Annotated in this window: 19 protein-coding genes and 1 pseudogene; 6 read left to right on the plus strand and 14 right to left on the minus strand. The window is 71.0% G+C overall.

The genetic code is table 11. The annotated features are described in order from the left end of the window. Positions 1–25: 25 nt before the first annotated feature. The 7 genes from AB0C46_RS05455 to AB0C46_RS05485 all read right to left on the minus strand — a co-directional run bounded on the left by AB0C46_RS05455 (position 26) and on the right by AB0C46_RS05485 (position 9,738). Positions 26–2,023 (minus strand): collagenase, encoded by a 1,998-nt coding sequence (locus AB0C46_RS05455; RefSeq protein ID WP_362825883.1) that lies wholly within the window; start codon positions 2,021–2,023, stop codon positions 26–28. A gap of 314 nt (positions 2,024–2,337) precedes the next feature. After that, a complete protein-coding gene (locus AB0C46_RS05460; RefSeq protein WP_362825885.1) occupies positions 2,338–3,297 on the minus strand; it encodes a LysR substrate-binding domain-containing protein in 960 nt (319 codons plus the stop codon). A 305-nt stretch (positions 3,298–3,602) separates the two neighbouring features. Next, entirely contained in the window at positions 3,603–5,438 is a 1,836-nt protein-coding gene (locus AB0C46_RS05465) for a PKD domain-containing protein (protein ID WP_362825886.1), read from the minus strand. Between the two features lie 212 nt (positions 5,439–5,650). Then, positions 5,651–6,265, minus strand: coding sequence for an ATP/GTP-binding protein (locus tag AB0C46_RS05470; RefSeq protein WP_362825888.1), 615 nt, complete (start codon positions 6,263–6,265; stop codon positions 5,651–5,653). After that, positions 6,213–6,629, minus strand: a complete 417-nt coding sequence (locus AB0C46_RS05475) for a DUF742 domain-containing protein (protein ID WP_362825889.1) — start codon at positions 6,627–6,629, stop codon at positions 6,213–6,215. Before AB0C46_RS05475 ends, AB0C46_RS05470 begins: the two co-directional genes overlap by 53 nt. 153 nt (positions 6,630–6,782) lie before the next feature. Then, positions 6,783–7,259, minus strand: coding sequence for a roadblock/LC7 domain-containing protein (locus tag AB0C46_RS05480; protein WP_026169458.1), 477 nt, complete (start codon positions 7,257–7,259; stop codon positions 6,783–6,785). Continuing rightward, positions 7,240–9,738 carry an ATP-binding protein gene (locus AB0C46_RS05485; protein WP_362825890.1) on the minus strand — a complete coding sequence of 833 codons (2,499 nt, stop codon included), beginning with the start codon at positions 9,736–9,738 and terminating at the stop codon, positions 7,240–7,242. The genes AB0C46_RS05480 and AB0C46_RS05485 overlap by 20 nt, the downstream gene beginning before the upstream one ends. Before the next feature lie 428 nt (positions 9,739–10,166). On the opposite strand from AB0C46_RS05485, the gene AB0C46_RS05490 reads away from it, so the two are divergent. Next, positions 10,167–11,306 carry a substrate-binding domain-containing protein gene (locus tag AB0C46_RS05490; RefSeq protein ID WP_362826421.1) on the plus strand — a complete coding sequence of 380 codons (1,140 nt, stop codon included), beginning with the start codon at positions 10,167–10,169 and terminating at the stop codon, positions 11,304–11,306. A 70-nt stretch (positions 11,307–11,376) separates the two neighbouring features. Here the strand turns inward: AB0C46_RS05490 and AB0C46_RS05495 are convergent, their stop codons facing one another. Beyond that, positions 11,377–11,976, minus strand: a complete 600-nt coding sequence (locus AB0C46_RS05495; RefSeq protein ID WP_362825891.1) for a DUF4142 domain-containing protein — start codon at positions 11,974–11,976, stop codon at positions 11,377–11,379. Between the two features lie 300 nt (positions 11,977–12,276). Here AB0C46_RS05495 and AB0C46_RS05500 point away from each other — a divergent pair, with 300 nt between their 5' ends. After that, a complete protein-coding gene (locus AB0C46_RS05500; RefSeq protein ID WP_362825893.1) occupies positions 12,277–12,771 on the plus strand; it encodes a MarR family transcriptional regulator in 495 nt (164 codons plus the stop codon). A gap of 303 nt (positions 12,772–13,074) precedes the next feature. After that, positions 13,075–13,692: an MBL fold metallo-hydrolase gene (locus AB0C46_RS05505; protein WP_362825895.1), complete on the plus strand. Its 618-nt coding sequence runs from the start codon at positions 13,075–13,077 to the stop codon at positions 13,690–13,692. A 193-nt stretch (positions 13,693–13,885) separates the two neighbouring features. On the opposite strand, the pseudogene AB0C46_RS05510 reads toward AB0C46_RS05505, so the two are convergent. Then, a pseudogene (locus tag AB0C46_RS05510) lies at positions 13,886–14,080 on the minus strand (MarR family transcriptional regulator); the annotation flags it as partial. Between the two features lie 77 nt (positions 14,081–14,157). Between AB0C46_RS05510 and AB0C46_RS05515 the strand changes: the two are divergent. From AB0C46_RS05515 to AB0C46_RS05525, 3 genes are all read left to right on the plus strand, one after another. Further along, positions 14,158–14,871, plus strand: a complete 714-nt coding sequence (locus AB0C46_RS05515; RefSeq protein ID WP_362825896.1) for an alpha/beta fold hydrolase — start codon at positions 14,158–14,160, stop codon at positions 14,869–14,871. Positions 14,872–14,984: 113 nt separating this feature from the next. Beyond that, complete coding sequence (locus tag AB0C46_RS05520; RefSeq protein ID WP_362825898.1) at positions 14,985–15,758, plus strand: DUF72 domain-containing protein; 774 nt, start codon at positions 14,985–14,987, stop codon at positions 15,756–15,758. Between the two features lie 119 nt (positions 15,759–15,877). Continuing rightward, complete coding sequence (locus tag AB0C46_RS05525; RefSeq protein ID WP_362825899.1) at positions 15,878–16,162, plus strand: acylphosphatase; 285 nt, start codon at positions 15,878–15,880, stop codon at positions 16,160–16,162. An 80-nt stretch (positions 16,163–16,242) separates the two neighbouring features. On the opposite strand, the gene AB0C46_RS05530 is transcribed toward AB0C46_RS05525, so the two are convergent. From AB0C46_RS05530 to AB0C46_RS05550, 5 genes are all read right to left on the minus strand, one after another. Further along, a complete protein-coding gene (locus AB0C46_RS05530; RefSeq protein WP_362825900.1) occupies positions 16,243–17,646 on the minus strand; it encodes a lanthionine synthetase C family protein in 1,404 nt (467 codons plus the stop codon). Continuing rightward, positions 17,643–20,753, minus strand: coding sequence for a lantibiotic dehydratase (locus tag AB0C46_RS05535; RefSeq protein ID WP_362825902.1), 3,111 nt, complete (start codon positions 20,751–20,753; stop codon positions 17,643–17,645). Before AB0C46_RS05535 ends, AB0C46_RS05530 begins: the two co-directional genes overlap by 4 nt. Positions 20,754–20,885: 132 nt before the next feature. After that, positions 20,886–21,026 (minus strand): hypothetical protein, encoded by a 141-nt coding sequence (locus tag AB0C46_RS05540; protein WP_362825903.1) that lies wholly within the window; start codon positions 21,024–21,026, stop codon positions 20,886–20,888. A gap of 205 nt (positions 21,027–21,231) precedes the next feature. Further along, a complete protein-coding gene (locus tag AB0C46_RS05545; RefSeq protein ID WP_362826423.1) occupies positions 21,232–22,281 on the minus strand; it encodes a UDP-N-acetylmuramate dehydrogenase in 1,050 nt (349 codons plus the stop codon). A gap of 175 nt (positions 22,282–22,456) precedes the next feature. Then, the gene (locus AB0C46_RS05550) at positions 22,457–23,770 is read right to left on the minus strand and encodes a hypothetical protein (protein ID WP_362825905.1); all 1,314 of its coding nucleotides are present in this window, start codon (positions 23,768–23,770) and stop codon (positions 22,457–22,459) included. Positions 23,771–24,060 lie beyond the last annotated feature (290 nt).

Raw genomic sequence — 24,060 nt, forward strand, 5'->3', positions numbered from 1 at the left:
CCGAGGCTGCCGGTCAGATGGCCGGTCAGGTAGCCGGTCGGGCCGGAGGCCGGTGCGCCGAAGGCGCGGTCGTCGGGCCCGGCTTGGCGGCGCAGGCGCCGTTGGCACAGGCGGTGAGCCAGGAGTCGAAGTCGGCGTCGTAGCGTGTGCCGATATCGGTGTTGTAGACGGCGTAGCCGCCGGCGTAGTCGCCGGTCCGGAAGTGCTGGAGCATGGTGGCGATGTCCTCGGGGTGCTTCTCGAACATGTAGCGGACCGCGAGGTAGCCCCAGGGATAGGTGCGGGTCACATCGCTGTTGTCGTAGGTGCTCTGGAACAGCGTGCTCAGCTTGTAGGTGTGCTTGCCGGCCTCGGTGACCGCCTCGTCGTCGGTGATCTTGCGGTAGCTGTACGAGACGTACTCGCCGAGGCCCTCGATCCACCAGACGTCCGGGACCGACGTCTGCTGGCCGAAGTCGCCCTTCATGTCGTCACGGGCGTCGAGGTAGTGCGTGTACTCGTGGTTGAGGTTCCAGATCCGGGCCGGGAAGCCGTTGTCGTCGCTCCTCTGGTACATGAGGGACATGGGCTGGTTGTCGGGTTTGGTCGGGTCGCCGATCATGGTGATGCCGCCGTTGTTGGTGTCGACGCCGTAGATGGCCCCGGCGTAGGTCTGGTAGTCGTTGCGACTGCCGAACACGACGAGCTGGATGGTCGATTCGTACTGGTTGGGGATCGGGCCGTCGTTCTTCACCAGGTCGCGGACGTACGGGCCCTGGCCCAGGACGCTGGCGCAGGTGGTGTTGAGCTCCTCGGGCGTCAGCGACTGTGCCTTGACGGTGTGCGTCGCATCGCAGCTGTGGGTGATCGGCAGTGCCGCCTTGATCAGCTGGTCCGACAGGTCGCAGACACCGAAGTACGAGCAGTTGGCCTGGTCGTAGGCGTCGGCCTGGGAAGCGACGGTGACCCACAGGGGCGCGGTCGGACCGGCGATCTTCGAGGCGTCCAGCAGGCCCTTCATGAGCGGCCGGACCTTGTCCCGGAGGGCCGGGTGCTCGACGTACCGTGCGACGTTCATCCCGGCGTTGGAGTCCAGGTAGGAATTGTCGGTGCCGAGCATGTCCAGGTGGTCGAGCGCGAAGGTGTTGAGGGTGTCGATGATGCTCGGATCGGCCGTGACCGCCGTGACGTAGGCGGGGTTCCAGTTCCCGCGCCAGAGAGGGGTGTAGACGTTGTTGACGGCGGCCAGCATGCTGGGGATGTCGTCGTAGGAGCTGTTGTAGCCGCTGAGCACCTGCTTGTAGGTGTTCAGATAGCGGGCCTGCTCGTTGGCGCTGTCCGTGAGGATCATGACCTCGCTCAGGACGTCGCCGTTGCCCGAAGTGACCTCCTTGGAGTGCGCGTTGGCGAAGAACGCGTCCAGGCTGCCCTGGCTGGCCGCTGCCAGGGTCGGGCCGTAGTCGCCGACATCATCCGGATGGTTCGACTGCACGTAATAGCCGGCGCGCAGGAACAGCACGGTCTGCAGCACATTGTCCGCGTTGTCACCGGGATACGCCGTCGCCCCGCTCTGGAAGGCGTTGGCCATGGTGACCATCTGGTCCTCGCGGAAGACGTCGCGCGCGTCTGTGCCGGTGATGCTGAACAGGGTGTTGACACAGTCCGTGGTCGAGGCCTTGACGAACGTGACCAGCTCGGCCCCGGTCCGGCTGCCGAAGTCCGACGGGTTGCAGGAGGCCGCGGCGCCGTGCTCCGCGCCGTCCTTCCGGTGCGCAGTCGAAGAAGTGGGGGGATTCTTCGCGCTGAGCGGGGGGAGCTGGGCGGCGCCGAGCGGTCGGCCCTGCAGTGCGGGCCTTTCGTTCGCGCCGGCTGTCGGGCCGGTCGGCGGTATGGAGTGGGGGGTGGTCCGGGACGCGGTGAGGGCCCGGTCGGCTGCCGGCGAGCGTGGCGCCGCCAGGGCCGGCGCGGTCAGCAGACCGGCCGTGGCGACGCAGGCGGCGAGTCCGCCGGCCAGACATCTGGGCAGGGGGAGGCGGTAGCGCATCCATGCTCCTTCGTGGACAGATGCGCCTCGGGATCGAGCTGAGGCGTGAGTGGCACCATCTCAGCGCACACTGACGGGCGACAATAATGTGTGACATAGCACCTGGGCCGAGTACGCCATAACATCCGGGCCTGAAGGTCTTGGCGGTGAGGCGGTGAGGCAGTGAGGCAGCGAGGCGGTGCGCGGGGCGAACGGCGGTTCCGTGCGGTCCGGTTGACCAAAGGCATGGGTGGGGCCGCCGGATAACGCGCCACGGCCCGGTCGCGCTCCAGGTTCCGCGTGCTACGGCCCGGTCGCGCTCCAGGTTCCGCGTGCTACGGCCTGGTCACGCTCCAGGTTCGGGAGGCCCAGGTCCGGAAGTGCGGAGACTGCGCGATGAGAGACCGGTATGCCGCGGCGGCGGAGCCGAAGAGCGCTTCCGCTATGTCGTCGGCAACGCTCTCGCGTCGCCAGGCCAGCACATAGCGGCACCACAACGGGGTGCCGACCAGTGGCTTGACGAGGACGTCGGGAATCGGCCGGAGCGTCGCCTGCACGATGGAGACGCCGATGCCTTCAGCGATCATGTTCTGTAACTGCTGCTGGTCGCCCAGGAATTCGTGGACCGCCGCCGGGGTGAAGCCGGCTGCCCGGCACGCCGCGTAGAACACTCCCGGCCAGCCGGCCCCGTCGTCCGGGGTCAGAAACCACGCGTCGTCGGCCAGGTCGGCGAGCGCCACCTCAGGGCAGTGCCGGAGCCGGTGCCCGGCCGGCAGGGCGACGAAGGACGGCTCGGTGACGATCCCGCGGTGCGCCACGGCGGCCGAATGCCGCAGTTCACGTCCGGGGTAGTCCGCGGCGATCGCGGCGTCCACCTCACCGTGCTCCAGGAGTTCGACGCTCTCCGAGGACGGATACACACTGCTCACCGTGAGCGCGAGATCGGGCAGCCGGCTCCGGAGCCGGATGAGCATTCCGGCCAGGACCGGCGAATTGGTCGCGGCCAGGCGGAGCGAGCGGCAGGTTCGTGCATCGTCCGCGGCCGGCCGGCGCCCGATCGCCGCCGCACGGGCCAGGACGTCACGGGCCTGCGCCAGGACCTCCGTGCCGTACCGCGTCAGCTCCACCCCCGAGGTGTTCCGCTCGAACAGCGGACTGCCGAAGTGCTGCTCAATCCGCCGGAGTTGGGTGCTCATTGCCGGCTGTGAGTACCCCAGGTCCGAGGCGGCCCGGCCCACGCTCCCGGCATCGGCGATCGCACACAGCACTCTCAGGTGCCGAAGCTCCAACTCCATGCCCGCAGTCCTCCCGTCCGCGCTGCTCCGGTCCGAACCGTCCGGTGCCACCGCGGGGCGGTGCCGGGCACGCGGCCCTCGTCCGGTGGTTCGGCGTCGAAGCCCACCTCATCGTTCTCTGCCCGCTCGCGCCAGGGCCGGGTGCGCTTCGCAGACCTCCGATGTTCCGCAGACGTTCGAGGTTCCGGACTCAGCAGGACGGCCCCCGCCGCGATGGTGGTCGATATGGCGGAATCGGGTGTCGGCGCGGGCCGCGCAAAAGGGGGCGGCCCGCGCCTGCGAGCCGCCCCCCTTGGTGGGAGCCGTCAGTCCGCGGTGAGCGCCCGGGGGGCCTCGACCAGGCTCTTTTCACCATCCGGGCCGGTCACCACGAGCCGCGGCAGCCAGGGCCCCTGGTGGTCGTAGGTATGGGTGACGGCCGCCTCGTCGGTCTCCTGCTGCGTACCGTCGCCGAAGTACCAGTGGTAGCGGTACCCGGCGGCCGGTGGCTTTCCGTCCACCGTCACCGACAGGGGCACCGCACTGCCGACATGCGCGTTCGCCGGGACCTTCAGCTGCGCCCGGGGTCCCTGCCGGGGGAGGTGGAACCACTTCCGCAGGCTCGGGTTGAGGAGAAAGGCTTCGGCGTACTGCTGGGCGCCCTCGATGTCGGGGTGCCCGACGGCCGCGCTCAGACACTGCGCCGGAGTCGAGCTGAGCTCCGGGCAGGCCCGTGTGCGCAGCGGGAACGCCGGGTCGGTCACCGGAGTGCCCCAGACCTTGGAGTCCCGGGTGAGGAGGGCATTGTCGACGGTGAACAGTCCGTCCGCCGCGGCCGCGTACGGACCGTCCGAGGACGCCTTGTTGGCGGCGGCCGCCGCCTGGTGGTAGGCGGCATTGGCCAGCTGTGTGTACTGCTCGTAGCGCTCGGCCACGCTGCCGAGGGCGCCCTTGCAGGAGGTCAGCCGCGCACCGGCGACGCCCGGGGTCGAACAGTTCCGCACCGGGATCGGAGAACTGCTGCGGCTCAGCGCGTAGTAGAAGTCGGCCACGATCACCTTCGGCCGTCCCGGCAGGGAGTGCGCCTTCTCGATCGCCGCCTGCATCCCGCGTCCGCCGTATCCGACCTTCGCGCCGCTGAAGTAGGGCACGTCCTTGGCCGGGTTCTCCGGTGCCGCGCCGACGCCGGAGCACTCGCGCTGCACGGCCTCGGGCAGGTTCTTCGAGCCGGGGGTGATGCCGACGCCGATACCGAAGAACGGATCGAGGTCGTTGATGCATCCGTTGACCACGACCAGATCGAGACCGTAGCCGCCCGCCCGCGCCTGTGCTCCGGCCTTTTCCAACTGGCAGAAGACATCCGGCATTTGCTGGGTGACCTCGCCGAACTCCATCTCCCCGTCGCCGTCCGGATCCTGCTTCTCCGTGGTGTGCAGACAGGCCGCGTCATCATTGCCCGCGGGCAGCCCGGGTGCGTCGAGCACCGCGCCGGAGATCGAGTAGTCCATGAGCTGATGGCCCCGGCCGGTCTCCCGGCCGAGCAACTGCCCGGTCTGATAAGGGAACTTCTGGTCGTGGTCCAGGCCCTGCCCCCAGACCACCGAGTCACCGACGGACGCCACCCGCACCGGGTCGCACCCCCGGCGTACCGTGTCCCGCCACACCTTGCCGTAGCGGCCGGGCGCACGGTCCCCGGGCGAGGCGGCGGTGCGGGCGTCGATCTGCAGGGCGGTCTCGGTTGCCGGCACCTTGTCGAAGGGGATGCGGAACTCCGCCGTGCCGACCGGGGAGTTCATGGCGACGCGCCCGCCGGCCAGCTGCTCCGCACCGGCGCGGACGCGCCACTCCACGGTGGCTCCGGCCTTCGCCGCGGCCGGGTCGTAGACCTGCACCCGGCCGTGCACATCGCCGCTGCACACCGGATTCGGCGTCAGGTCCACGTCGAGGACGAGGGGGAACGCCGACCCCGGCAACGCGCCGGTCCGTGCCGCGGCGGGGGACCCGCCGAGGAGGAGCTGACCGAGGAGTACGGCGGCCGCGCCGGCCGCCGCGAAACGCCGCGCCGCCACCGGGCGGCGGGCCACCCCCGGCCCGCTCGGACCGGAACCCGCACCGGTGTCCGCCCGCCTTCGCCCGGCCCGCCGCGACCACGCCAATCTCACGCCAACACCCCTGTTTTCGCTGTTGTTTCGGTCTGTGCGGAGTCAGCTGAATTCCGCATCGGTAGGGATGATGGCAGCCGGGAGGGCGGTATGGACCGCGGGCGGGGTCCCATACCGAGTGAAACTGATCACTTACCTGTAGTTACGGGCCGTGGGTGCAGGTCGGCAGGCCGCCGGGCGAGCAGCCGGCCCGCCCGGACGGGTCCGGGGAGTCAGCCCGCCGCGGTGTCCTGCGCGCGGGACAGGGCGACTTCGAGTACGACCAGCAGCGCATCCCGGACCGAACCCGTGTTGCGTGCGTCGAAGACGACCAGCGGTACGTGGTCGGAGACGTCCAGGGCCCAGCGCACCTCGTCGAGGTTGTGGTGCACTTCGCCGTCGAAGGCGTTGACGGCGACGGCGAACGGGATGCCCTTGTGCTCGAAGTAGTCCACTGCCGCGTAACAGTCGTCCAGACGGCGGGTGTCCACGATCACCAGGCCGCCGAGCGCGCCCTCGACCACGTCGTCCCACATGAACCCGAACCGGTCCTGGCCCGGTGTGCCGAAGAGGTAGAGCTTCAGCGTCGGGTCGATGGTGATGCAGCCGAAGTCCATGGCGACCGTGGTGGTGGTCTTGCCGGGGGTGTGCGTGAGGTCGTCCACGCCTGCCGCGACCTCGGTGATGGCGGCCTCCGTGGTCAGCGGCCGGATCTCGGAGATCGCGCCGACGGCCGTGGTCTTGCCGACGCCGAAGCCGCCGGCGATGACCAACTTGACCGGTACCGGCGGCTGTTCAACCACTGTCACGGAGTGTCCCCCGTGAGTCGGGGACGGCACGGAGACCATCGATAACCCTTCGCAGTACGGAAATGTCCTGGGTTGTGCCGGCGTTCGGGACGTGGACCGCCAGATGTCCGGCGGCGCGCAGGTCTTCCGCCAGCACCCGGACCACGTTGAGGTGGAGGTGCAGCCGCGCGGCCAGTTCCGCCACCGACTGTGGCCGTCGGCAGGCGGCCACGATGTCGTGTTGTTCGAAGGAGAGCGAGCCCAGGACGGAGAGCCCGGACGAGGTCGTCACGACCTGGGCCTCGACCGGCAGCGGTGGGCCGGTGCCGCCCCCCGCCACCCGGCCGGCGGTCAGCAGGAAGGGCCGGATCGCCGGAGCGCGGCCGGCCGGCTCCGACGGACCCAGGTCGCTGCCCTCCCCCAAGCTCTCGGCTCCTCCCCCACTCTCGGCTTCGCTTGAGCGGGGGGACCCCCATGAGCAGGGGGGACCTCCACCCTCGTCCGGTCCTGGTTCACCGGCGGCCATCTTGATCCTCTTCTCAGCGCCTGTATCCCTGCCTCTGTGGTGTGGGGCGGGTCAGCGGGCCGGTGCGGCTCCGGCGTTCTTCTTGAGCTCCAGCACCAGCTGGGGGGTGAGCGCGCTCCCGGCCCGGTTGGCGAAGAGGGTCATCTCGTAGGCGATGTTGCCGAGCTTGGCCTCCTTCGAGGTCACCACGCCGAGGACGGCGCCGCAGCCGATGGCCGAAACCAGTACATGGCCGCCCTCCAAGTCAATGATGACCTTGTTGAGGCCGCCGAGGCCGTAGTTGCCGGACGCACCGGCGGCCAGACTTGTGACGCCCGAGACGATCGCTGCGAGCCGCTCGGAGTCGGCCTGCTCGCGCAGTTGGGAAACGGCGATCAGCAGACCGTCGGAGGACACCGCGATCGCGTCGACGACGCCGGCGGTCTGGGTGGCGAACCGGTCGAGCAGCCAGGTGAAGTCGGCCGCGGCGGCGGTCAGATCCATGGGTTCTGCCCGCTCGGAACTGCTCTTACCTGTCGGCGTCGTCACTGCCCGACTCCTTCCGGGGTTGCTGGTGTGACGAGGGCGCTGAGTCCCTCGGGGCAGGAGCACTCTCTTGCTCCGCCCTGTGTACGGCGGCTTCGAAATCGTCGAGTTCCGCACGGACCGCGTCGGCGTCGACGGGCCGGCGCACGGCCTGGTCCCCTCGGTCGGCCGCGGGGGTGGTCCTGTTGAGCGTCGCGCCTCTTACCCGCCGTCGCAGCGGGCGGGCGGAGGAGTCCGCCGGCGGCGGCTCGGACGCGGCGGCGGTCTGCTCCGCGTCCGTACGCTGCGGGAGGCGCCGGGGGAGTGCGCCCGCCCGCGAGGGGGCGGCGGCGGGCCGCCGTTCGGGCGTGGTGGCGGGGGTCCGCACCGGCAGGGGCGTGGCGGAGACCGGCTCGGGCGCGGGCACGGTGGGCTCGTGCTCGGGCGCTGCCGGGCGCTCCGGCGCGGGCCCGTCCCCGGGCACGTCCGCTGCCGGGGACGGTGTGGCGGCCGGCTGCACGGCCAGCAGCAGCGTGGCGGGGAGCCAGACGGTGCCGGTCACCCCGCCGCCCGGCGTACGGCTCAGGGTGACCCGGATGCCCGAGCGCCGGGCGAGGTTTCCCACCACGAACAGGCCGAGGACCTTGGTCGGTACGAGGTCGAGCCGCTCCCGGCGGACCAGCCGGGAGTTCTCCTCGTCGAGGCGTTCCGCGCTCATACCGAGGCCGTGGTCGATGATCTCGATCAGGGCACCGCCGTCCGAGGTGATGTCGGTGCCGGGCCGGACGACCACCTCGACGGGGGTGTCGGACGGGGAGAACGAGACTGCGTTCTCCAGCAGTTCGGCGAGCATCAGCGTCAGATCGTCGACGATGTCGGGCCCGACGGTGACCTCCGTCTCGGACCGCAGGGACACCCGCTGGTAGCCCTCGATCTGGCCGAGCCCGGCCCGTATGACGTTGACCAGGGCGGTCGGCCGGGCCTCCACCTCGGGGTCCCGGATTCCGGCGAGCAGCATCAGGCTGTCGGCGTTGCGCTGGAGGCGTACGGCGATGTGGTCGATGCGGTACATCCGCTCCAGGACGTCGGGGTCGGTCTCCTCGCGTTCCACGGCGTCGATCAGCATGAGCTGGCGTGAGGTGAGGTTGCTGACCCGGCGTCCGACGTTGCCGAACATCTCGGCGACGTTGCGGCGGCTGAGCACCTGCCGTTCCAGCAGGGCCGCGGCGGTGACCTGCACCTGGTTGAACGCCTCGGCCAGGTGGCCGATCTCGTCGTGGACCGGGACGGGGATCGGCCGCGGCTGCAGCGGGGTGCTGTCCGGCGACGCGTCGTCCTCGACCTTGGTGAGTTCCTCGCCGGCCACGTCGACCACCTGCTGGGCAGCGTCGGTCAGAGCTGTCAGGGGACGTACGACCGAGCGCCGGACCAGGACGGAGAAGGTCAGCCAGGAGGCGAAGCCGAGCAGGGCGAGGCCGAGCATCGCCAGCGCATTGCGCAGGGCGCTCGTGGAGAGACTGTCGGCCCGGACGGCGATCTGATCGATCAGCGACCGGGTGATGTCGAGGCGGGCCTCGGCCTGCCGGGTCCCGGCGGCGATCGCCTTGCGCAGCTGATCCGGGGTCTGGCCCTGGAGGGAGCCCGGATCGATCTGGAGCTCTGCGAACTGGGACTGGACGCCGTTCTCCTCGGCATCTCGCTCGATCCCGCGCAGGCGCAGGACCTGTTCCGGGTCGGCGATCCTGCCGAAGCGTTCCGCCTGTTCGTCGTAGAGCTCGTGGGCACCGACCGCACGGGTGTACTCGGTGAGTGCGTTGGCATCCCGGGTCTGGGCGGAGAACAACCCGCTCTCGAACGCCGCGTGGGCGGCATCGGCGCGCAGGACGGTGTCGAGAAGAGTGATGACCGAGGACGACGAGGTGCCGATGAAGCGGTCGAGGCCGATGCCGTCGATCAGGTAGCCGACCGCGGCGGCGTACGCGGGGTCGATGCCGGAGGCCGGAACCGAGCCCCGCTCGACCTTGTCGCGCAGCACCGCAAGGCCCCGGATGTACTCGAGGGCCCGCGCCTCCTCCTTCGGCAGGTCCGGCCCGAACGCGGAATGCACCGCGGTGACCTGCTCATCGGTGGCCTGCTGCATCCGGCGGTAGTCGGCGGTGGACGGCAGGGCGGCGCCGGGCCGGGCCGACTCCTGCTCCACGGACAGCAGCAGCGCCTGCCGTTGTTCGGCCTGGACGTCGTTGATCAGCCGCGTGACCTGCTCGCTGTCGCGCACCAGCGCCGCGGTCCGGTCGGCGTCCAGGGCCTTGGCCATCTGCGTGTTGACGCCGATGGCCAGCAGCACGCCGACGACCGCGACCGGCGCGATCACCAGAACGTTGAGTTTCCGCCGGAACGGCCATCGGTCCAGGAGGGCCTCCGCCTGCTGACGGAACCGTGGCCTCAGCGATGAACGCCGGGACCGGTCCCCTTCGTGTGGCGGGTCCACTGTGTCCGCAGACACCCAGGCCTCCTTACGACGTGCTCCTGAGCGGTGACCGAGGTGTTGTTGTTGCCGACCGCCGACGACGGGGCGGAACGTGATGCTTGCGAAATTCGCCCCGAATGCGAGCGAAAGGATTGCGCCACATGTCCAACCGGCCGTGAACATTACCGCCTGCGCACGCGCATGCAACACATGACCATCAATGGCCAAGCGCTATTCAACTCTTTGTCATGTTTGGCCCGTTACTCCTGTTGTGGAGTGCCCTACCGGCCGAGGGTCCGGTGCCCGTAGGGGCAGGCCTGGACCGGCCGGTTCCGTACCGGGCCCGGGTTGCCGGTGGTAGGCGCCGTATCTTCCCGAAGGTGGCTGCACCGCCGGGGACCGCCACCCGTAATCTGTCTCCCCCCACCCCCACCCGTATGCTCATCCTGCCCTGCGAGGAAACCGTGCACCCCACCCGCAAGGCGGTCGTGACAGCGGCCGCACTCCTGGTCATGGCCACCGCCGCCGGCTGCGAACCCGGCGCCGGCGCCACCGCATCCCACCGGAGCTCCGCCAAGCCCGGATGCCCCACCGTCCTGTCCAGGGCCAAGCAGGCCGTCAAGAAGGCCGAGGCGGTCAACGCCCCCTGGAGGGGGCCCACCACCGGACCCAAGGCCGTCCACGGCAAGAGCGTCGTCTACATCGCCCAGACTCTGAGCAACCCCGGTGTCGCCGGTGTCGCCCAAGGTGTCCAGGAAGCCGCCAAGATCGTCGGATGGCAGGCCCGCACCCTCAACGGCCAGGGCACGCCCGACGGTCTCCGGGCCGCCTTCAAGCAGGCTCTCCGCCTCAAGCCGGACGGCATCGTCATCAGCGGTTTCGATCCCGGTACGGCCGCGGCGGAGGTCAAAAAGGCCAACGCGAAAGGGATTCCGCTGATCGGCTGGCACGCTGCCCCGGCTCCCGGCCCGAGCAAGGATCCGCAACTCTTCAGCAACATCACCTCCCGGGTCGAGGACGTCGCGAAGATCAGCGCCGACTGGATCATCGCCCGGTCCAACGGACGCGCGGGCGTTGTCCTGTTCACCGATGGCTCGGTACCCTTCGCGAAGCGCAAGTCCGATCTGATCAAGAAGGAACTCGCCACCTGCTCCAGCACCAAGCTGCTGAGCTACACCAACATGCCCATTCCCCAGGTCAACAGCCGATCCATCGGGGAAGTCCGCTCCCTGCTGTCCCGTTTCGGCCGTAAGTGGACCTATTCCGCCGCCATCAACGACCTGTACTTCCAGCACGCCGCGCCCGCCCTGCGCGCCGCGGGCAAGGACGGTGCCGGCGCCCCGTTCAACATAGGTGCCGGTGACGGCGACCCGTCGGCCTTCCAGCGCGTCAACGGCAAGGAGTTCCAGGCCGCCACCGTGCCCGAGCCCCTCTCCGAACAGGGCTGGCAGATCATCGACGAGTTCAACCGCTCCTTCACCGGCGCCCCGGAGAGCGGATACGTCGCCCCCGTCCACATCGCCACCGTCGCCAACAGCGGCGGCGCACTGTCCTGGGACTCCGAGGGCTATCGCCAGGCATACCGCAAGATCTGGGGCAATTGACGTCCCTCGGCCGGCGCGGCCTCTCGGCCAGCACTCATGTCCCGTCGGCGGACGGTCACTTGAGGACTGGTCACTTGGGGACGGTCGAGGCCACGTCGTCGAGGGTGGCGTCGGTGACCAGTCCAGTGTCCTCCAGTACCTCCATGTGGTCCTGGACGGTGTTATTGGTCTGGGTGGCCAGTCGCCGGATCAGCGAGTTCTTGGTGGTGGCGCGCACCTCACCGATGGTGATGAAAATCTTGCCGTGGGAGGCGCGGAGCAGGTCCACGAAGAGCTGGTCGAATTCCCGGCCCCGGGCGTTCTCCAACTGGTCCACCCAGCCCTGCTGTTCGGCGGTGGCCTGGTCGGGGATGGGCACGTTCAGCGCCTCGGAGTCCTCACGGGCCAGCTGGTCGAGTTTGCTGTGCCCTTCGAGCAGATGCATACCGGCGCGCTTGATGGCTTCGCCCGACGCGTGCGTCTGGGCGAGCCGGCCCGCCGGCATCTCCCACAGCCCTGCTTGCCGGACCTTGGTGAGGAAGGTCTTGTCCAGGGCGCTGACTGCACCCGTATTACCTCCCTGAGGGCCGGCCGCGGCTGCTCTGGCGGCAGGGAGGTGAGCGGAGTGGGACTCGTCGGCGGAGCTGTTCCGTTGTGCGAGCCACACGGATACGGTCGCGATGACCGCCATGAGAGCGACCGCACCGGCTATCAGACGGCCACGGCTCGAAGTGGACTGCGGTTTCCGTGCGTGAGACTTCATCATGCCTCCTGGAATGCGCGCGAGGGTCGCCGGAGCGCTGTCGCCCATGGGGCTGCTGGGCACGGCCACGCTAACCTTTGCACTGAGCAAAGAAGTCGATTCAGCGGCGATGCACAAATCCCAAGGGCGGATGACGGCGATGGGCTACGATGCCGCGCTTTACCTGCATGGAGGAGGCGCGGGCGTCCCGGTGGGCACGTCGGGACATCAGGGCGGTAGAAATAGGGGATGGCGGAGGGTGGAGCCCCGACGAGGGCCACGGACGATGTGGATGCGGTGACCCGAGCGGTGCTCACTGCGTCGCGGCTGCTCGTTGCGGTGTCAGCGCGGTCACTCGGCGAGGTCGAGGAGCGGGTGACACTGCCTCAGCTGCGGATGCTGGTGGTGCTCTCCACACGAGGCGCCACCAAACTCGTTGCGCTCGCCGAACTGCTTCAGGTCGCTCCGTCGACCGCGATGCGCATGGTGGACCGACTCATCACAGCGGGCCTGGCGCACCGTCAGGCCAACCCCGACAACCGGCGCGAGACCTTGCTCCAGCTCACCGACGAGGGGCGGCGGACGGTCGAGGAGGTCACCGCCCGCCGCCGCGCGGAGATCAGCGCCATTGTCGAACGCCTCGCCCCCGAGCAGCGGGCCTCGCTCATCGAGGCACTCACCGCCTTCAACGACGCCGGTGGCGAGCCGCCCGTGGACGCGCCGGAGACGCACCCACTGGGGTGAGCAGACCTCACTGCGGCCGTCGATCCTGAGCCGGTCCTGAGCCGGTCCTGAGCCGGTCCGAGTCGATCCTGAGGGGGTCCTGCTCCTGCCCGCAGCTTCGGCCGTGCGCCGACCGACCAGCCGTGGCAACAGGTGCCATGGGCCCGCGTGTTCACGCCCGGCCGCGTGTGACGGGCGGTTGCCGTGTGGGCAAAGCGCCGTCCGGGTTCTGTCGTCCCGGCCCCGCGTGCCGCTGGCGGAAGAGCATCACCCGGCCGTTTTCGATGGTCGACGCCCGCACCCCGGACGCCTACTCTTCACAGGATGCGCATGACCAAGTACACGCATTCCTGTGTCCGGTTGGAGCGTCCGGGGGGTGGGACGCTGGTCATCGACCCCGGTATCTGGAGCGAGGCGCGGGCGCTGCACGGTGCCGACGCGATCCTGGTGACGCACGAGCATGCCGACCACGTCGATGTGCTGCGGCTCAAGGGACTCGGCGCGCCGGTCTATGCGCCCAAGGGTGCGGACTTCGGCGGTCTCCTGGACGTCATCGAGGTGGAGCCGGGCGAGGAGTTCCGTGCGGCGGGCTTCCATGTCACGGCGCACGGCGGGCGGCACGCGCGTATCTACGGCGATCTGCCGGACTGCGCCAACCTCGGCTATCTGATCGACGAGCGGCTCTACCACCCCGGCGACTCGCTCCATGTGCCCGGCAGGCCGGTGGAGACGCTGTTCGTGCCCGTGCAGGCCTCGTGGCTGCGCATGTCCGAGGCCATCGACTTCGTCCGGGCGGTCAAGCCGGAGCGCGCCTACGGCATCCATGACGCGCAGATCAACGAGCGGGGCCTGCACAGCGTCAACGGCTGGCTCGGCGAGGAAGCGGGCGGGTGCTACAGCTGGGTGCCGCCGGGTGGCCTGTCGCCGTGCTCGGAGCGGTGATCACCCGCTCGGAGCGGTGACCGCCCGCTCGGAGCGGTGACCGCCGTGCCTCGGCCGGCGCCACCCGCCTCGTCTCATACCGGCCCACCACGTCATCCCCATCCCACCCCCTGAGCGGGACAACGCCCGGACCCGGGCTGCCGGATGACGGCGCCCGGGGCCCGGAGCCCGGGGCCGGAGCGCCCAGAGCACCTCAGTTCACATCCACGTGGTCGAAGAGCGTGAGCATCTTCGTGAGCACCCGCACGCACGCACTGACGTCGGCGTCGGTCAGATCCCCCTCGACCTGACGGAGCAGCGCATGCTCGCGTGCGAGTACAGCGGTGATGGCGGCCCTGCCCTCATCGGTCAGCCGGATCAGGGACGACCGCTGATGGGCCGGGTTCGGACGGCCGCCTCGCCTACCGCGACATCGGTTCCGGCCGGCCGCTGGTACTGCTGCACGGCGGCTTCCTGGACAGCGGTATGTGGGACGACCAGTTACCGGCCCTGACACAGAACTTCCGGGTGATCGCCCCGGATGCCCGCGGCCACGGCGCCTCCTCGAACGCGACCCGCGCCTTCCGGCACACCGACGATCTCGCCGCGCTGCTGCGCCACTTGGACGTCGGCCCCGCGGTCCTCGTCGGACTGTCGATGGGCGCGGGCATCGCGGTGGACACCGCGCTGGAGCACCCCGGGCTGGTGCGCGCGCTGGTCGTCAGCGGCGCCGGGACCAGTGAGCCGGAGTTCCATGACCCCTGGGTCAAGGACATCGAGGCCGAGCAGGCCCGCGCTGTGGCGGCCGGTGACGTCGCGAGCTGGATCGAGACCTTCATGCTGTACGCGGCCGGCCCGCACCGCACACTCGACGAGGTCGACCCGGACGTCGTACGACGACTGCGGAAGATGTGCGAGCGGACGCTCGCCAAGCACACCAGCACCGAACCCGACCGGCAGATCCCCGTGGCCGACACCTGGGCGCGGGCGGCGACGATCCCCGTTCCGGTGCTGGCCCTCAGCGGCGCCATCGACGCCCACGACATGATCGGCATGGGGGAGCGCCTGGTGCACAGCGTCACCCGCGGCCGCGCCGAAACCGTCGATGGCACCGCGCACTACCCCAACATGGAACACCCGGAAGCCTTCAACGCGATCCTGGGGGAGTTTCTGCACACCGTGTGCGCGCAGGAGCGCTGACGAGGCGCCAGGAACGCCTGCCGCAGCGTCTGCGGGGCCCGGCACGGCTGATATGCCGGGCCGGGCCCCGCACGGCTGATATGCCGGGCCCCGCAGCGGGCAGGGATGCGGTCATGACCGTCCTCGTCGGAACCTCCGGCTGGCAGTACAAGGACTGGCGCGATGTCCTCTACCCGCAGGACCGGCCGCAGCGACGGTGGCTGGAGGAGTACGCGCGGCACTTCGCCACCGTCGAGAGCAACGCCGCCTTCTACCGGCTGCCCGAGGAGAAGACCTTCGCGGACTGGCGGGACCGGACCCCCGACGGGTTCGTGATGGCCGTGAAGGCAAGCCGCTATCTGACCCACATCAAGCGGCTGCGCGATCCCGGGGAGCCGGTCGGGCGGCTGATGTCGCGGGCCGCCGCCCTCGGCCCCCGGCTCGGGCCCGTCCTGCTCCAACTGCCGCCCACGCTGCGCAGGGACGCCGGGCTGCTGGACGACTGCCTCGGCTGCTTTCCCGCCGGTACCCGGGTGGCCGTCGAGCCCCGCCACCCGTCGTGGTGGACCGCGGAAATCCGTACGGTGCTGGAGCGGCGGGGTGCGGCGCTGTGCTGGGCGGACCGGGGTTCCCGGCCTGTGACGCCCCTGTGGCGGACCGCCGACTGGGGGTATCTGCGCTTCCACGAGGGCCGCGCGGAACCCTGGCCGCGCTACGGCAGGCAGGCGCTCACCACCTGGGCGCGACGGATCGCCGACACCTGGCCGGACCGGGCCGACGTCTACACGTACTTCAACAACGATCCGGGCGGGGCGGCCGTCCGCGACGCCACCCACTTCGCCCGGGCCGCCGCGGCCGCCGGGCGCTCCGTGAGCCGTGTGCCGTCCGGGCGTGGCTCCGCCCGGTGACCGTGGGGCCGGGATATATCTGCGCTCGTACCGACGGGCCGGGGGAACGACGGGCCGGGGGAACGACGGGCCGGGCGAACGACGTGACGACGTGACGAGGTGACGAGGTGAGGCACGGGGTGATCCGCAGACGGGTGGTGGTCTCCGGAGAGGTGCACGGCGTGTTCTTCCGCGACACCTGCCGGCGCACGGCCGACGGGCTCGGAGTGGCCGGCTGGGTGCGGAACGTTCCGGACGGCACGGTGGAGGCCGTGTTCGAGGGGGAGCCCGAGCGCGTGCAGCAGCTGGTGGACTGGGCGCACCAGGGGCCGCCCCTGGCCACCGTCGACGCCGTGTCCGTGCGGGAGGAAGAGCCGGAAGGGCTGACGGGCTTCGAGATCCGGTCGGCATCCGGAGGATTCTGACCGGGCCACGGGTCGCGGCCCTGCTCCTGCTGCGTCACGGGCTTGCACCCGGGGCGCCCCGGGCACGATGAGCGAGCGCGTCAGCTCATGAGGAAGGCCGCGTCCCAGCCGTTCACCTCGTCGAGGGCGACTCCCCGGCGGGCGTCGGCGTAGTCGGCCAGTACGAGGGCGATTCCGGCGGCGCCGTCCAGCAGACCCGGGTGGTGCACCCGGTGCGGTGCGGGCCCCGAGAGGGGGGTCGGCGGCAGAACCTGGCGGTAGCCAAAGGGAGTTCGGAGGTCGCACTCCGCCACGAGCTCCCGGGCGAGAGCGTCCGCCGCCGCCCACCACTCGGTACGCCCGGTGGCGACGGCCATGCGGCTGACAGTGTGCAGGATGCCCGCACGGCCATGGCAGAAGCCCGGGTCGGCGGACACGGCCGCATCGAACGGTCGGCGCACCAGGCCGTTGACCGCGTCCTCGGCCACGGCCGTCAGCCGGGGGTCGCCGAGTGCCTGCCCGGCCAGATACAGGGTCCAGGCGATCCCGGATGTCCCGTAACACCATCCCGGCCTGCTCCTCGCCCCCGCCTCCTGGGGTGCCTGGGCCGACAGCGGGGGCTGCGACGACCGCCGGGCTTCCTCCGGGCAGGCGATACGGCCGGGCCACCGCATGCCCAGGTCGTCCGTATACCCCACGCTCAGCACCCAGTCGGCCATCCGGCGAAGGGCGTCGCGCAGGCCCGTCACCCGGTGTCCGGAGCGGTGGGCCAGCGACATCAGGGCGAGGGGGCCGCACACCCCGTGGGCGGCACCCACGTTGAAGTCGCCGTGCGGGAACTCCGCGCGGTCCCGCGGGACGAGGTACCGGTCGGGGGCGCACCACCACCCCGGCACCTGGCTTCCGTCTCCTGCCGGGGACTTCAGGGGATGCGTCATCCCGACCAGAAAGTCCAGGACGTCGCGGAGCGCCTGCGCGCACCGTTCGTCGCCGTGGTCGGCCGCCAGCAGGAGGGCACGGCCCTCGCCCGCCAGGCCCGAGATCGCGTCGTAATCGCCGACCGCCAGCCCCGGACCGTGCTCCTGCCGCCGCGCCACCAGCCGGGCGACATGGGCCCGGACGTATCCGGCGTGCACCTCGGCGCAGCGCGCCAGCAGCCGGGCATATCCGCCGTGCGCACGGGCGTGCAGCCGTGCGGGCAGCAGGAGATCACCGACCGCGGCCGGGCCGGCGTCGGTGGCCGCCGCGACGGCCGCCGCGAGGTGGGCGTGCCCGACCGCCGCATGCCGTGCCTCGTTCCGGGCGCACCTGGTGTGCAGCAGCGCGATACCGGGGTGCCCCAGCAGCAGTGACGCGGGCTGCCAGGCGGGCTGCAGCAGTTCCGGTGGCAGCACGGCGAACGCCTCGTGGGCGGTGCCGGCCACCTGCTCCGGTGAACTCAGCAGACCGGCGACGCGGTGTGCGAGGTCCGATGCCGCGTCGCACAGCGCGAGGGGTGCGGTCATCTGTGGTGCCTCTTCCGGCCGAGCCAGAGCGCCAGCGCCTCACGGGCCGTCACATGCGCCGTCAGTTCCTGTTCGGGCTGCGGGCCGAGCAGCCGGTTGCAGTGCATATGGGTCAGGCTCAGGGCGATCCGTGCCGTCCGGTCATGGTCCGTCGCACCGGCGGACAGCACCTCGCGCAGGCCGGCCAGCGCCGGGCCACGGGTGCTCCATCCCACGCCCCAGCCGTCCGCCGCGGCCGGTGGCCGGGGACGGGCGTGCGCGTCCAGCAGCGCGGCGACCTCCTGCTTCCGGGCCCGCGGAACCTCGCCCCGGCGCTCCAGCACCTTCGGGCTGCTGAGCCAGTTGAGTGCCTCCTCCGGGGAGCCGAGGCGGGTGACGATGTCGAGGATGCCCAGCGCGGCCGGCAGGGACGGATCGCCCAGCTGGTCGGGGGCCATGGCCAGCAGTGTGACGACGGACTCGCTGTCGGCGTGGAAGACGCGCTCGGCGGGCCCGATGGCGGCCGGTCCGCCGTACCGCTCGACCTCGGGCTCGTAGCTGTCCAGGACCACCTTCCCGAGGAGCCCCGCCTCCGCACGCGCCCGCGCCCAGGAGTGCAGCTCGGGCAGCAGCACCGGCCACAGGGATTCCGGCTTGCCGTGGAACCGCAGCCGGATGTGCGGTACCGGATCCTCGTAACGGAGGAAGAACCAGAGGTCGGCGCCCGCCCTGCCCAGCAGCTCGGGGCCGGTCAGTGCACCGAGGTGACGGGCCAGCACCTCCGGCTGGCGGGCGTGGGGCACATAGATCTTCGCGTAGAGCCACTCGCCGCCGGGCAGGTGGGTGCGCGCGCTGCGGCCGCTGTCCGGGCCACCCGTCGGGAGCGGGGCCGGCGCCGCCACGGGCAGGGCCTGCCGGGTGCTGTGCTTGGTGTTCCGGACGGTGGGCCGGGCGAAGACGGGGAAGACGAACTCGGCGGCATGGGCGCCCTCGGGACCGTGGAACCACTGCCGTTCCGCTCGTCCTCCGAACTGCTCCACCAGCGTCAGACCGGCCGCCCGCCGCACCTCGTCGCGGAGGACCAGGAGATGCAGCGGGTCGTCGAGATCGACCGCGACGCGGTGGTCGGCCCTGGTGAGCAGCACCCGCCGGGGGACGTCCCAGCGCCGCCGCCACTGCCCGACCTGCGCACCCCACTCCTCGTCCCCCTGGTCGGCCGCGGCGCGCAGCGCCCGGTCCGGCAGCCACCGCGCCGGGGAGAGCACGGTCCGGCCGTGGCGCACCCGCGGCAGCGCGGGAGCCGAGGCCCAGCTTCCCCAGCTCCAGGGTGCGCAGAAGGACCGGCCTTCCTGCCCGAGCTCCAGCAGGAAGCGCGCCACATACGGAAGATGGCCGTTGCCCGGGTGGAGCATCGAGTACGAGAGCGGCCGCACCCTGCGGCCGGTCGGTCCGTCGACGAGCCGGAGGCACTCCGCGTCCGCCGACACCGCCAGGTTCTCCAGAAGCAGATCGTGCGCCGTCTCCGCCGCGGCGGGGCCGACACCCAGGGGGATGCGATGGGAGAGCCACTGCGGAACGGCGGACACATTGCCGGCTCGCGCCACCCTGGGCCGGTAGGCGACACAGGCAGGGATCTCGTCGTCCGGTGCGCTCTGCTCCGCGTGCCGCGCCAGGTCCCCGATCCGCGCGCCCGACCGGCCGAATACCGGCGCGAACCGGCTGAACATCGCCCCGGCCAGCGGCGACACCGCCTGAGGCGCGAGGACCAGATGGAAATCCCCGTCGCACAGAGCCTCCCAGCCCGGTGCCACCAGCTCGGCCCCCACCTCCATGCTCAGGGGGGCCGGCCCGCGCTCCGCCGGTTCCAGGGCGCGTACGGTCTCCTCGTCGAGCACCACTTCCCGTGCGCCACGGCGGGCCGCGTCCATCAGCAGCTCGCCGAGCACCCGGTCGCGCGCCCCGGACTCGGGGGCGGGCACGGCACCGGGCTGCCGGTAGGCGCGGGGCAGCCCCAACCCCCGGGCGTCGTCGAGCAGTTCCAGGACCGGGACGGGCCGGTCGGTGCCGTAGCGTTCAAGGAAGGCCAGGTGGTAGTCGCGCAGGTGCGGAGTGCCGCGGTGGACGGGGGACGTCCGCCACAGCACCGTCGCGGCATGCGCCGCCTCCCGGGCCACGTCATCCGGCAGTGTCAGCCGCACGTCCAGGGACAGGTCCGTCTGAAGGACGTCGGCAGCCGGCTGCACCGCCCGCATCCGTGCGGAGACCGCGGTCAGCCGGGTCCGCCGGTCGCCCGGCGGTGCGGCATCCAGGGCTCTCAACTCGGCGTGGATCGCGCACAGTTCATGGGCCGCCGGATGGTCGATCCCGTGCAGCCGGTCGCGTGCGTGGTCGAGGGGGGCGGTGCAGTCGGGCGGCGGCGTCAGGTCGGTCAGCAGGAAGTGGCCGCGGACGAGCTGCACGATGCTGCCCTCGACCGCGCCTTCGGGTGCCTGCGGGAACTGTCGTTTCCCCTCCGCCACCAGCCGGGGAAAGGGCACGGGGCGCGCCGCGGCCGTCAGGAGGTGCCGGACCACCCGGGTGTGGCGCACCGATCCCGCCAACTGCCGTTCTCCGGTGCGGTCATGGTGGTCGACCAGCACCAGCCGGCCGTCCCGTACGGTGTGCAGGTTGTTGGCCGTGAGCCGCGAACGTTCCAGTACGGCGGGGACCTCGCGCAGTGTTTCCAGCACGCCGTCCAGCCAGGCCGCGTCCGGCCGGGTCACGCTGCGGCTGCCACCGACCGGTTCCCAGGCGGGCGCGGGCCCGAACCCGGCGAGACCGACCCCCGCGAACAGGCCGAACGGGGTGGGGCGGTGGGCCATCCGTGAGTGGTACTTCGTCAGCGACATCGCGATACGGCGAAGCGACTTGAGTCGGAGCCGTTCCCCGGCGACGGCCCGGTCCACCTCCGCCGCCAGGCTCGCGCTGGCCAGGCTCACCGCCTCCATGAGCCGTGGGTCGGCGGCGAGTTCCGCAATCTGCCGGCGCAGCCGGTCTTCTTCGGGCGGGGCCCCGCCGGGTTGCCGGGGCTGCCGGGCGGGGCTGTCGTCCGAGGGCAGCGGGAGGGCCGCGGCCCGTACCAGAGCCACTTTCCCGCACTCGAATGCCACCTGCCCCGTACCGACCACGCTGGCTCCCCGCCTCGTTCCCCTGACACCGCTTCGTCCGACGACGGTGCGGGGTGGTGCGGACGTCGGCCCGCACCACCCCGCACCCGTGTGTCAGCAGTGCCAGGAGGTGGGCGGGCAGACCTGCGTCATGAGCTTCGCGTCCTGCGCCTTCACGGCGGTCGCGGCCGACTCCATGATTTCCATGTCCAGGTCGAGGTCGAATTCGTCCACGTTGATGGTGACGTTCTCCATGGTCCCCTCCAAAGAAAGTTAATTTAATTCCGGAGTATTTCCGGTCGTTGCGGAGATATTGCGCAACCGCCGAAATATTTCATCCGAGGCCGCGTGCCGCGTCAAGCGCATTGGGTTCTTGATCCCGGAGCAACACCCCTGATCCGGCCCCGTGTTCAGCCGTCCCATGCGTCAGTGGAACGCCCCCGCGGGGCGGTGGGCCGACTCAGAGGAAGTCGAGTTCGGAGGTGAGCCGGACCCCCGTGTGGCGCAGCACCTCCTGGCGTACGAGTTCGATCGCCCGGGTGAAGCCGGCGGCGGTCGCCCCCTCCTCGGCGACCAGTGTGTAGTGCAGGGAGGAAATGCGAACTCCCGTGACGATCGGGGTGCGCAGTGCGAAACCGGCCTGCCGGATGAGCCAGCTTGCACTCACCCGGGTCGAGCCGTCGGGGAAGTGGTTCACCGGCGCGTTGCGCGCCCGCAGACTGTCGGCCTGTGCGGGGGAGATCTCGGGGCTGAGGAACACACTGCCGACCGATCTGTCGTCGGTGCCGCTGCAGCCCAGCACCATGCCCTTGCTCCGTCGGACAGCGAGCACCGCCTGGGCCACCTCGTCCAGCGGAACGCTGCTCCCGACCGGGACATCGAGTGCGGCGGCGACCGTCCGGTAGGTGACCGGCGCGCTCAGCTCGGACCGGCGCAGCGCGAAGACCAGGGTCAGCAGGGTCCACCGGCGGGAGCGTTTGAAGACGCTGGTGCGGTGGCCCAGCCCGCAGGCCGCGGTGTCCAGGGTGACCATGCGGCGCAACTCCCAGTCCCACGCCGTCACTTCCACCAGGCAGTCGGCGGTCTCCTGACCGTAGGCGCCGACGTTCTGAATCGGTGTGGCGCCGGTGGTCCCGGGGATGCCCACGAGCATCTCCATTCCCGTGAGGCCCTCGGCGATGGTGGTGTCGACCAGGTCGCCGAGGAGGTGACCGGCCTGGACCTCGACCAGCACCCGTCCATCGGGGGTGCTCCCGGTCATGCGGACGCCCTTGGTGCTCATCCGCAGCACGGCGCCCTCGCATCCGGCGTCGCTGACCACCACATTGCTTCCTTCGCCGAGGCAGACCGGCTCGCCGGGGGAGGCGTCGGCCAGCGCGACGAACTCGGGGAAGTCCGCGGGGTCGAACAGCTCGAAGAGGACCGCCGCCGGTCCTCCGATGCCCAGCGTCGTCATCGGGGCAAGCGGTGCCTCATGGGTGACTCGCATATGTTCCTGCTTCTCCTGGATGCCGTTCCGTGTCGAGGGGTCGTGTCAGGGAAGATCACGCGGTGGTGAGGTCACCCCTCAGTGTGCGCCGAGCGGGACGCGCTCCCGCGCCACCGCACGAGGAGACACGAGGAGAGGGGCGGCGATGATCCGCTGACGGCCGCGGAACGGCACGGCCGGCGACGGGACTTCGCGATCACGCCTCAGCCCGCCGTCCGCGCCCGCCCGTTGCCAGCAGATCGTCGGCCCGTTGCGCGATGTCACGCGCCACCGCGCTGTCGTACCGGACGAACCGCCGCCGCAGCGCCATCAGCCGCGCGTGGGCGCGCTGCGAACTGACGTTCTCGGCCAGGGCCAGTGCGTCGGTGGCGGCCTCCGCCGCGCCGTCGAGCTCACAGCGCGCCAGTCGCGCCTCGGCCAGCGAGGCGCTGTGCAGCAGCAGGTTGCGCGGCTGGCTGCCCTGGAGCAGCTCGATCCCGCGCGTGAGGTGCCACTCCGCCCGCTTGGGGCGCCCCAACTCCAGCCAGGCCCGTCCGGCATCGGCCACCATGACCGCGGGGGTGAGCCAGTACGCCCAGGGCGGCTCGGCCGAGGGCCGGCCCGCCCGGCTGAGCTCGGCAGCATCGTCCAGGGCCCGTTGACAGGCCGCCTCGTCGCCGAGACTGGCATGCGCCCTGGCCTCGCGGGTGGCCAGCAGCGCCTGGCCGATGCCCATGTCCTCGTGCTCCGCCCCCTTGCGGGCGATACGGATCAGGCGCAGTGCCTCCTCCGCCCGGCCGGCCCAGCCGGCCCGGTAGCTCATACAGGAGATGATGTACGCGGCGAGCGGCCGGTCGCCGGCGGCCCGTGCGGCGCCCAGGGCGGCCAGGAAACGGGAGTTGCTCAGTTCGTCCATCCCCTGATCAGCCGTCAGCCAGGCGGTGAGCTGGCCGAGTTCGGCGATGATGCGGTGCAGTCGCCGTCCGGTCGAGGCATCGTAGGAGTACTTGGCGGCCAGCTTTTCCGCCCACCCAAGGTCCTGGAGCGCCCAGTCCAGTACGAGCCCGCTGCTGCCGCTGTCGTCCAGCTGGCGCAACTGCTGGATTCTGACGGTCAGCACCTCGATCGCGACCCCGGGGATCTCCTCGCCGCGCGACCGCGAGGGCGGAGGCAGTGCTTCGTCGGCCACCAGCCAGTCCACCGACGCGGTGAGCGGATCGAGGGCGGCCGGCCGCTGGACGGGCGTCGCGAGGCGCCGCTGAGCGGGGATCCGCCGGTATGGTGCCGCGGTGGACGGGAAGTGCGCGGGCCACAACGCCTCGACCGCGATCGGCTCGCCGAGGTGGTCGGACAGGATCCTCGCGATGATGTACGGCAGTTGGCGCCGGGGACACGCGCCCTTCAGCCAGTTGTACGGGGCCTTGCTGCTGATGGTGCCGTTGCCGCAGCGTCTGTTGATCTCACGGGCCAGCCGCTCCGGCGGCCAGGACAGTCGCGCCAGGCAGGTCGCTAAAACAGACGTTTCGTTCATCGGCGGAGCACCTCGGCCGCGGCGGCGCTCGATGCGGAAGGGGCGGTTTCCGGGGTGGTATCCGGGGCGGGACCGGTCAGCTCCGGCGACTGCCGGGGGCACTCCCGAGTCAGCTCGGACCGGAGCGGAATCGGGCCGACGGTGTGCATAGCCGCTTCCACGCCCCCCTGCCGAGAACTGCCCAGCCACAGTAGGGATTCCCTGGAGCGGGACGGCGAATCTGTGATGACTGACACAGCTATTGCACATCGTTTGCAACTACCCTGGTCGAGTATGAGGTGACGCACCCG

Origin of the sequence: Streptomyces sp. NPDC048637 (assembly GCF_040650675.1) — a bacterium.
In the GTDB taxonomy this organism is placed as follows: Bacteria; Actinomycetota; Actinomycetes; order Streptomycetales; family Streptomycetaceae; genus Streptomyces.

Bases quoted from the DNA above. Each gene is read 5' to 3' on its own strand.
- AB0C46_RS05460 (WP_362825885.1), bottom strand. From the start codon at position 3,297: ATGGAGTTGGAGCTTCGGCACCTGAGAGTGCTGTGTGCGATCGCCGAT.
- AB0C46_RS05540 (WP_362825903.1), bottom strand. From the start codon at position 21,026: ATGGAGAACGTCACCATCAACGTGGACGAATTCGACCTCGACCTGGAC.
- AB0C46_RS05495 (WP_362825891.1), bottom strand. From the start codon at position 11,976: ATGGCGGTCATCGCGACCGTATCCGTGTGGCTCGCACAACGGAACAGC.
- AB0C46_RS05550 (WP_362825905.1), bottom strand. From the start codon at position 23,770: ATGAACGAAACGTCTGTTTTAGCGACCTGCCTGGCGCGACTGTCCTGG.
- AB0C46_RS05530 (WP_362825900.1), bottom strand. From the start codon at position 17,646: ATGACCGCACCCCTCGCGCTGTGCGACGCGGCATCGGACCTCGCACAC.
- AB0C46_RS05520 (WP_362825898.1), top strand. From the start codon at position 14,985: ATGACCGTCCTCGTCGGAACCTCCGGCTGGCAGTACAAGGACTGGCGC.
- AB0C46_RS05500 (WP_362825893.1), top strand. From the start codon at position 12,277: ATGGCGGAGGGTGGAGCCCCGACGAGGGCCACGGACGATGTGGATGCG.
- AB0C46_RS05455 (WP_362825883.1), bottom strand. From the start codon at position 2,023: ATGCGCTACCGCCTCCCCCTGCCCAGATGTCTGGCCGGCGGACTCGCC.
- AB0C46_RS05515 (WP_362825896.1), top strand. From the start codon at position 14,158: ATGTGGGACGACCAGTTACCGGCCCTGACACAGAACTTCCGGGTGATC.
- AB0C46_RS05470 (WP_362825888.1), bottom strand. From the start codon at position 6,265: ATGGTCTCCGTGCCGTCCCCGACTCACGGGGGACACTCCGTGACAGTG.
- AB0C46_RS05505 (WP_362825895.1), top strand. From the start codon at position 13,075: ATGCGCATGACCAAGTACACGCATTCCTGTGTCCGGTTGGAGCGTCCG.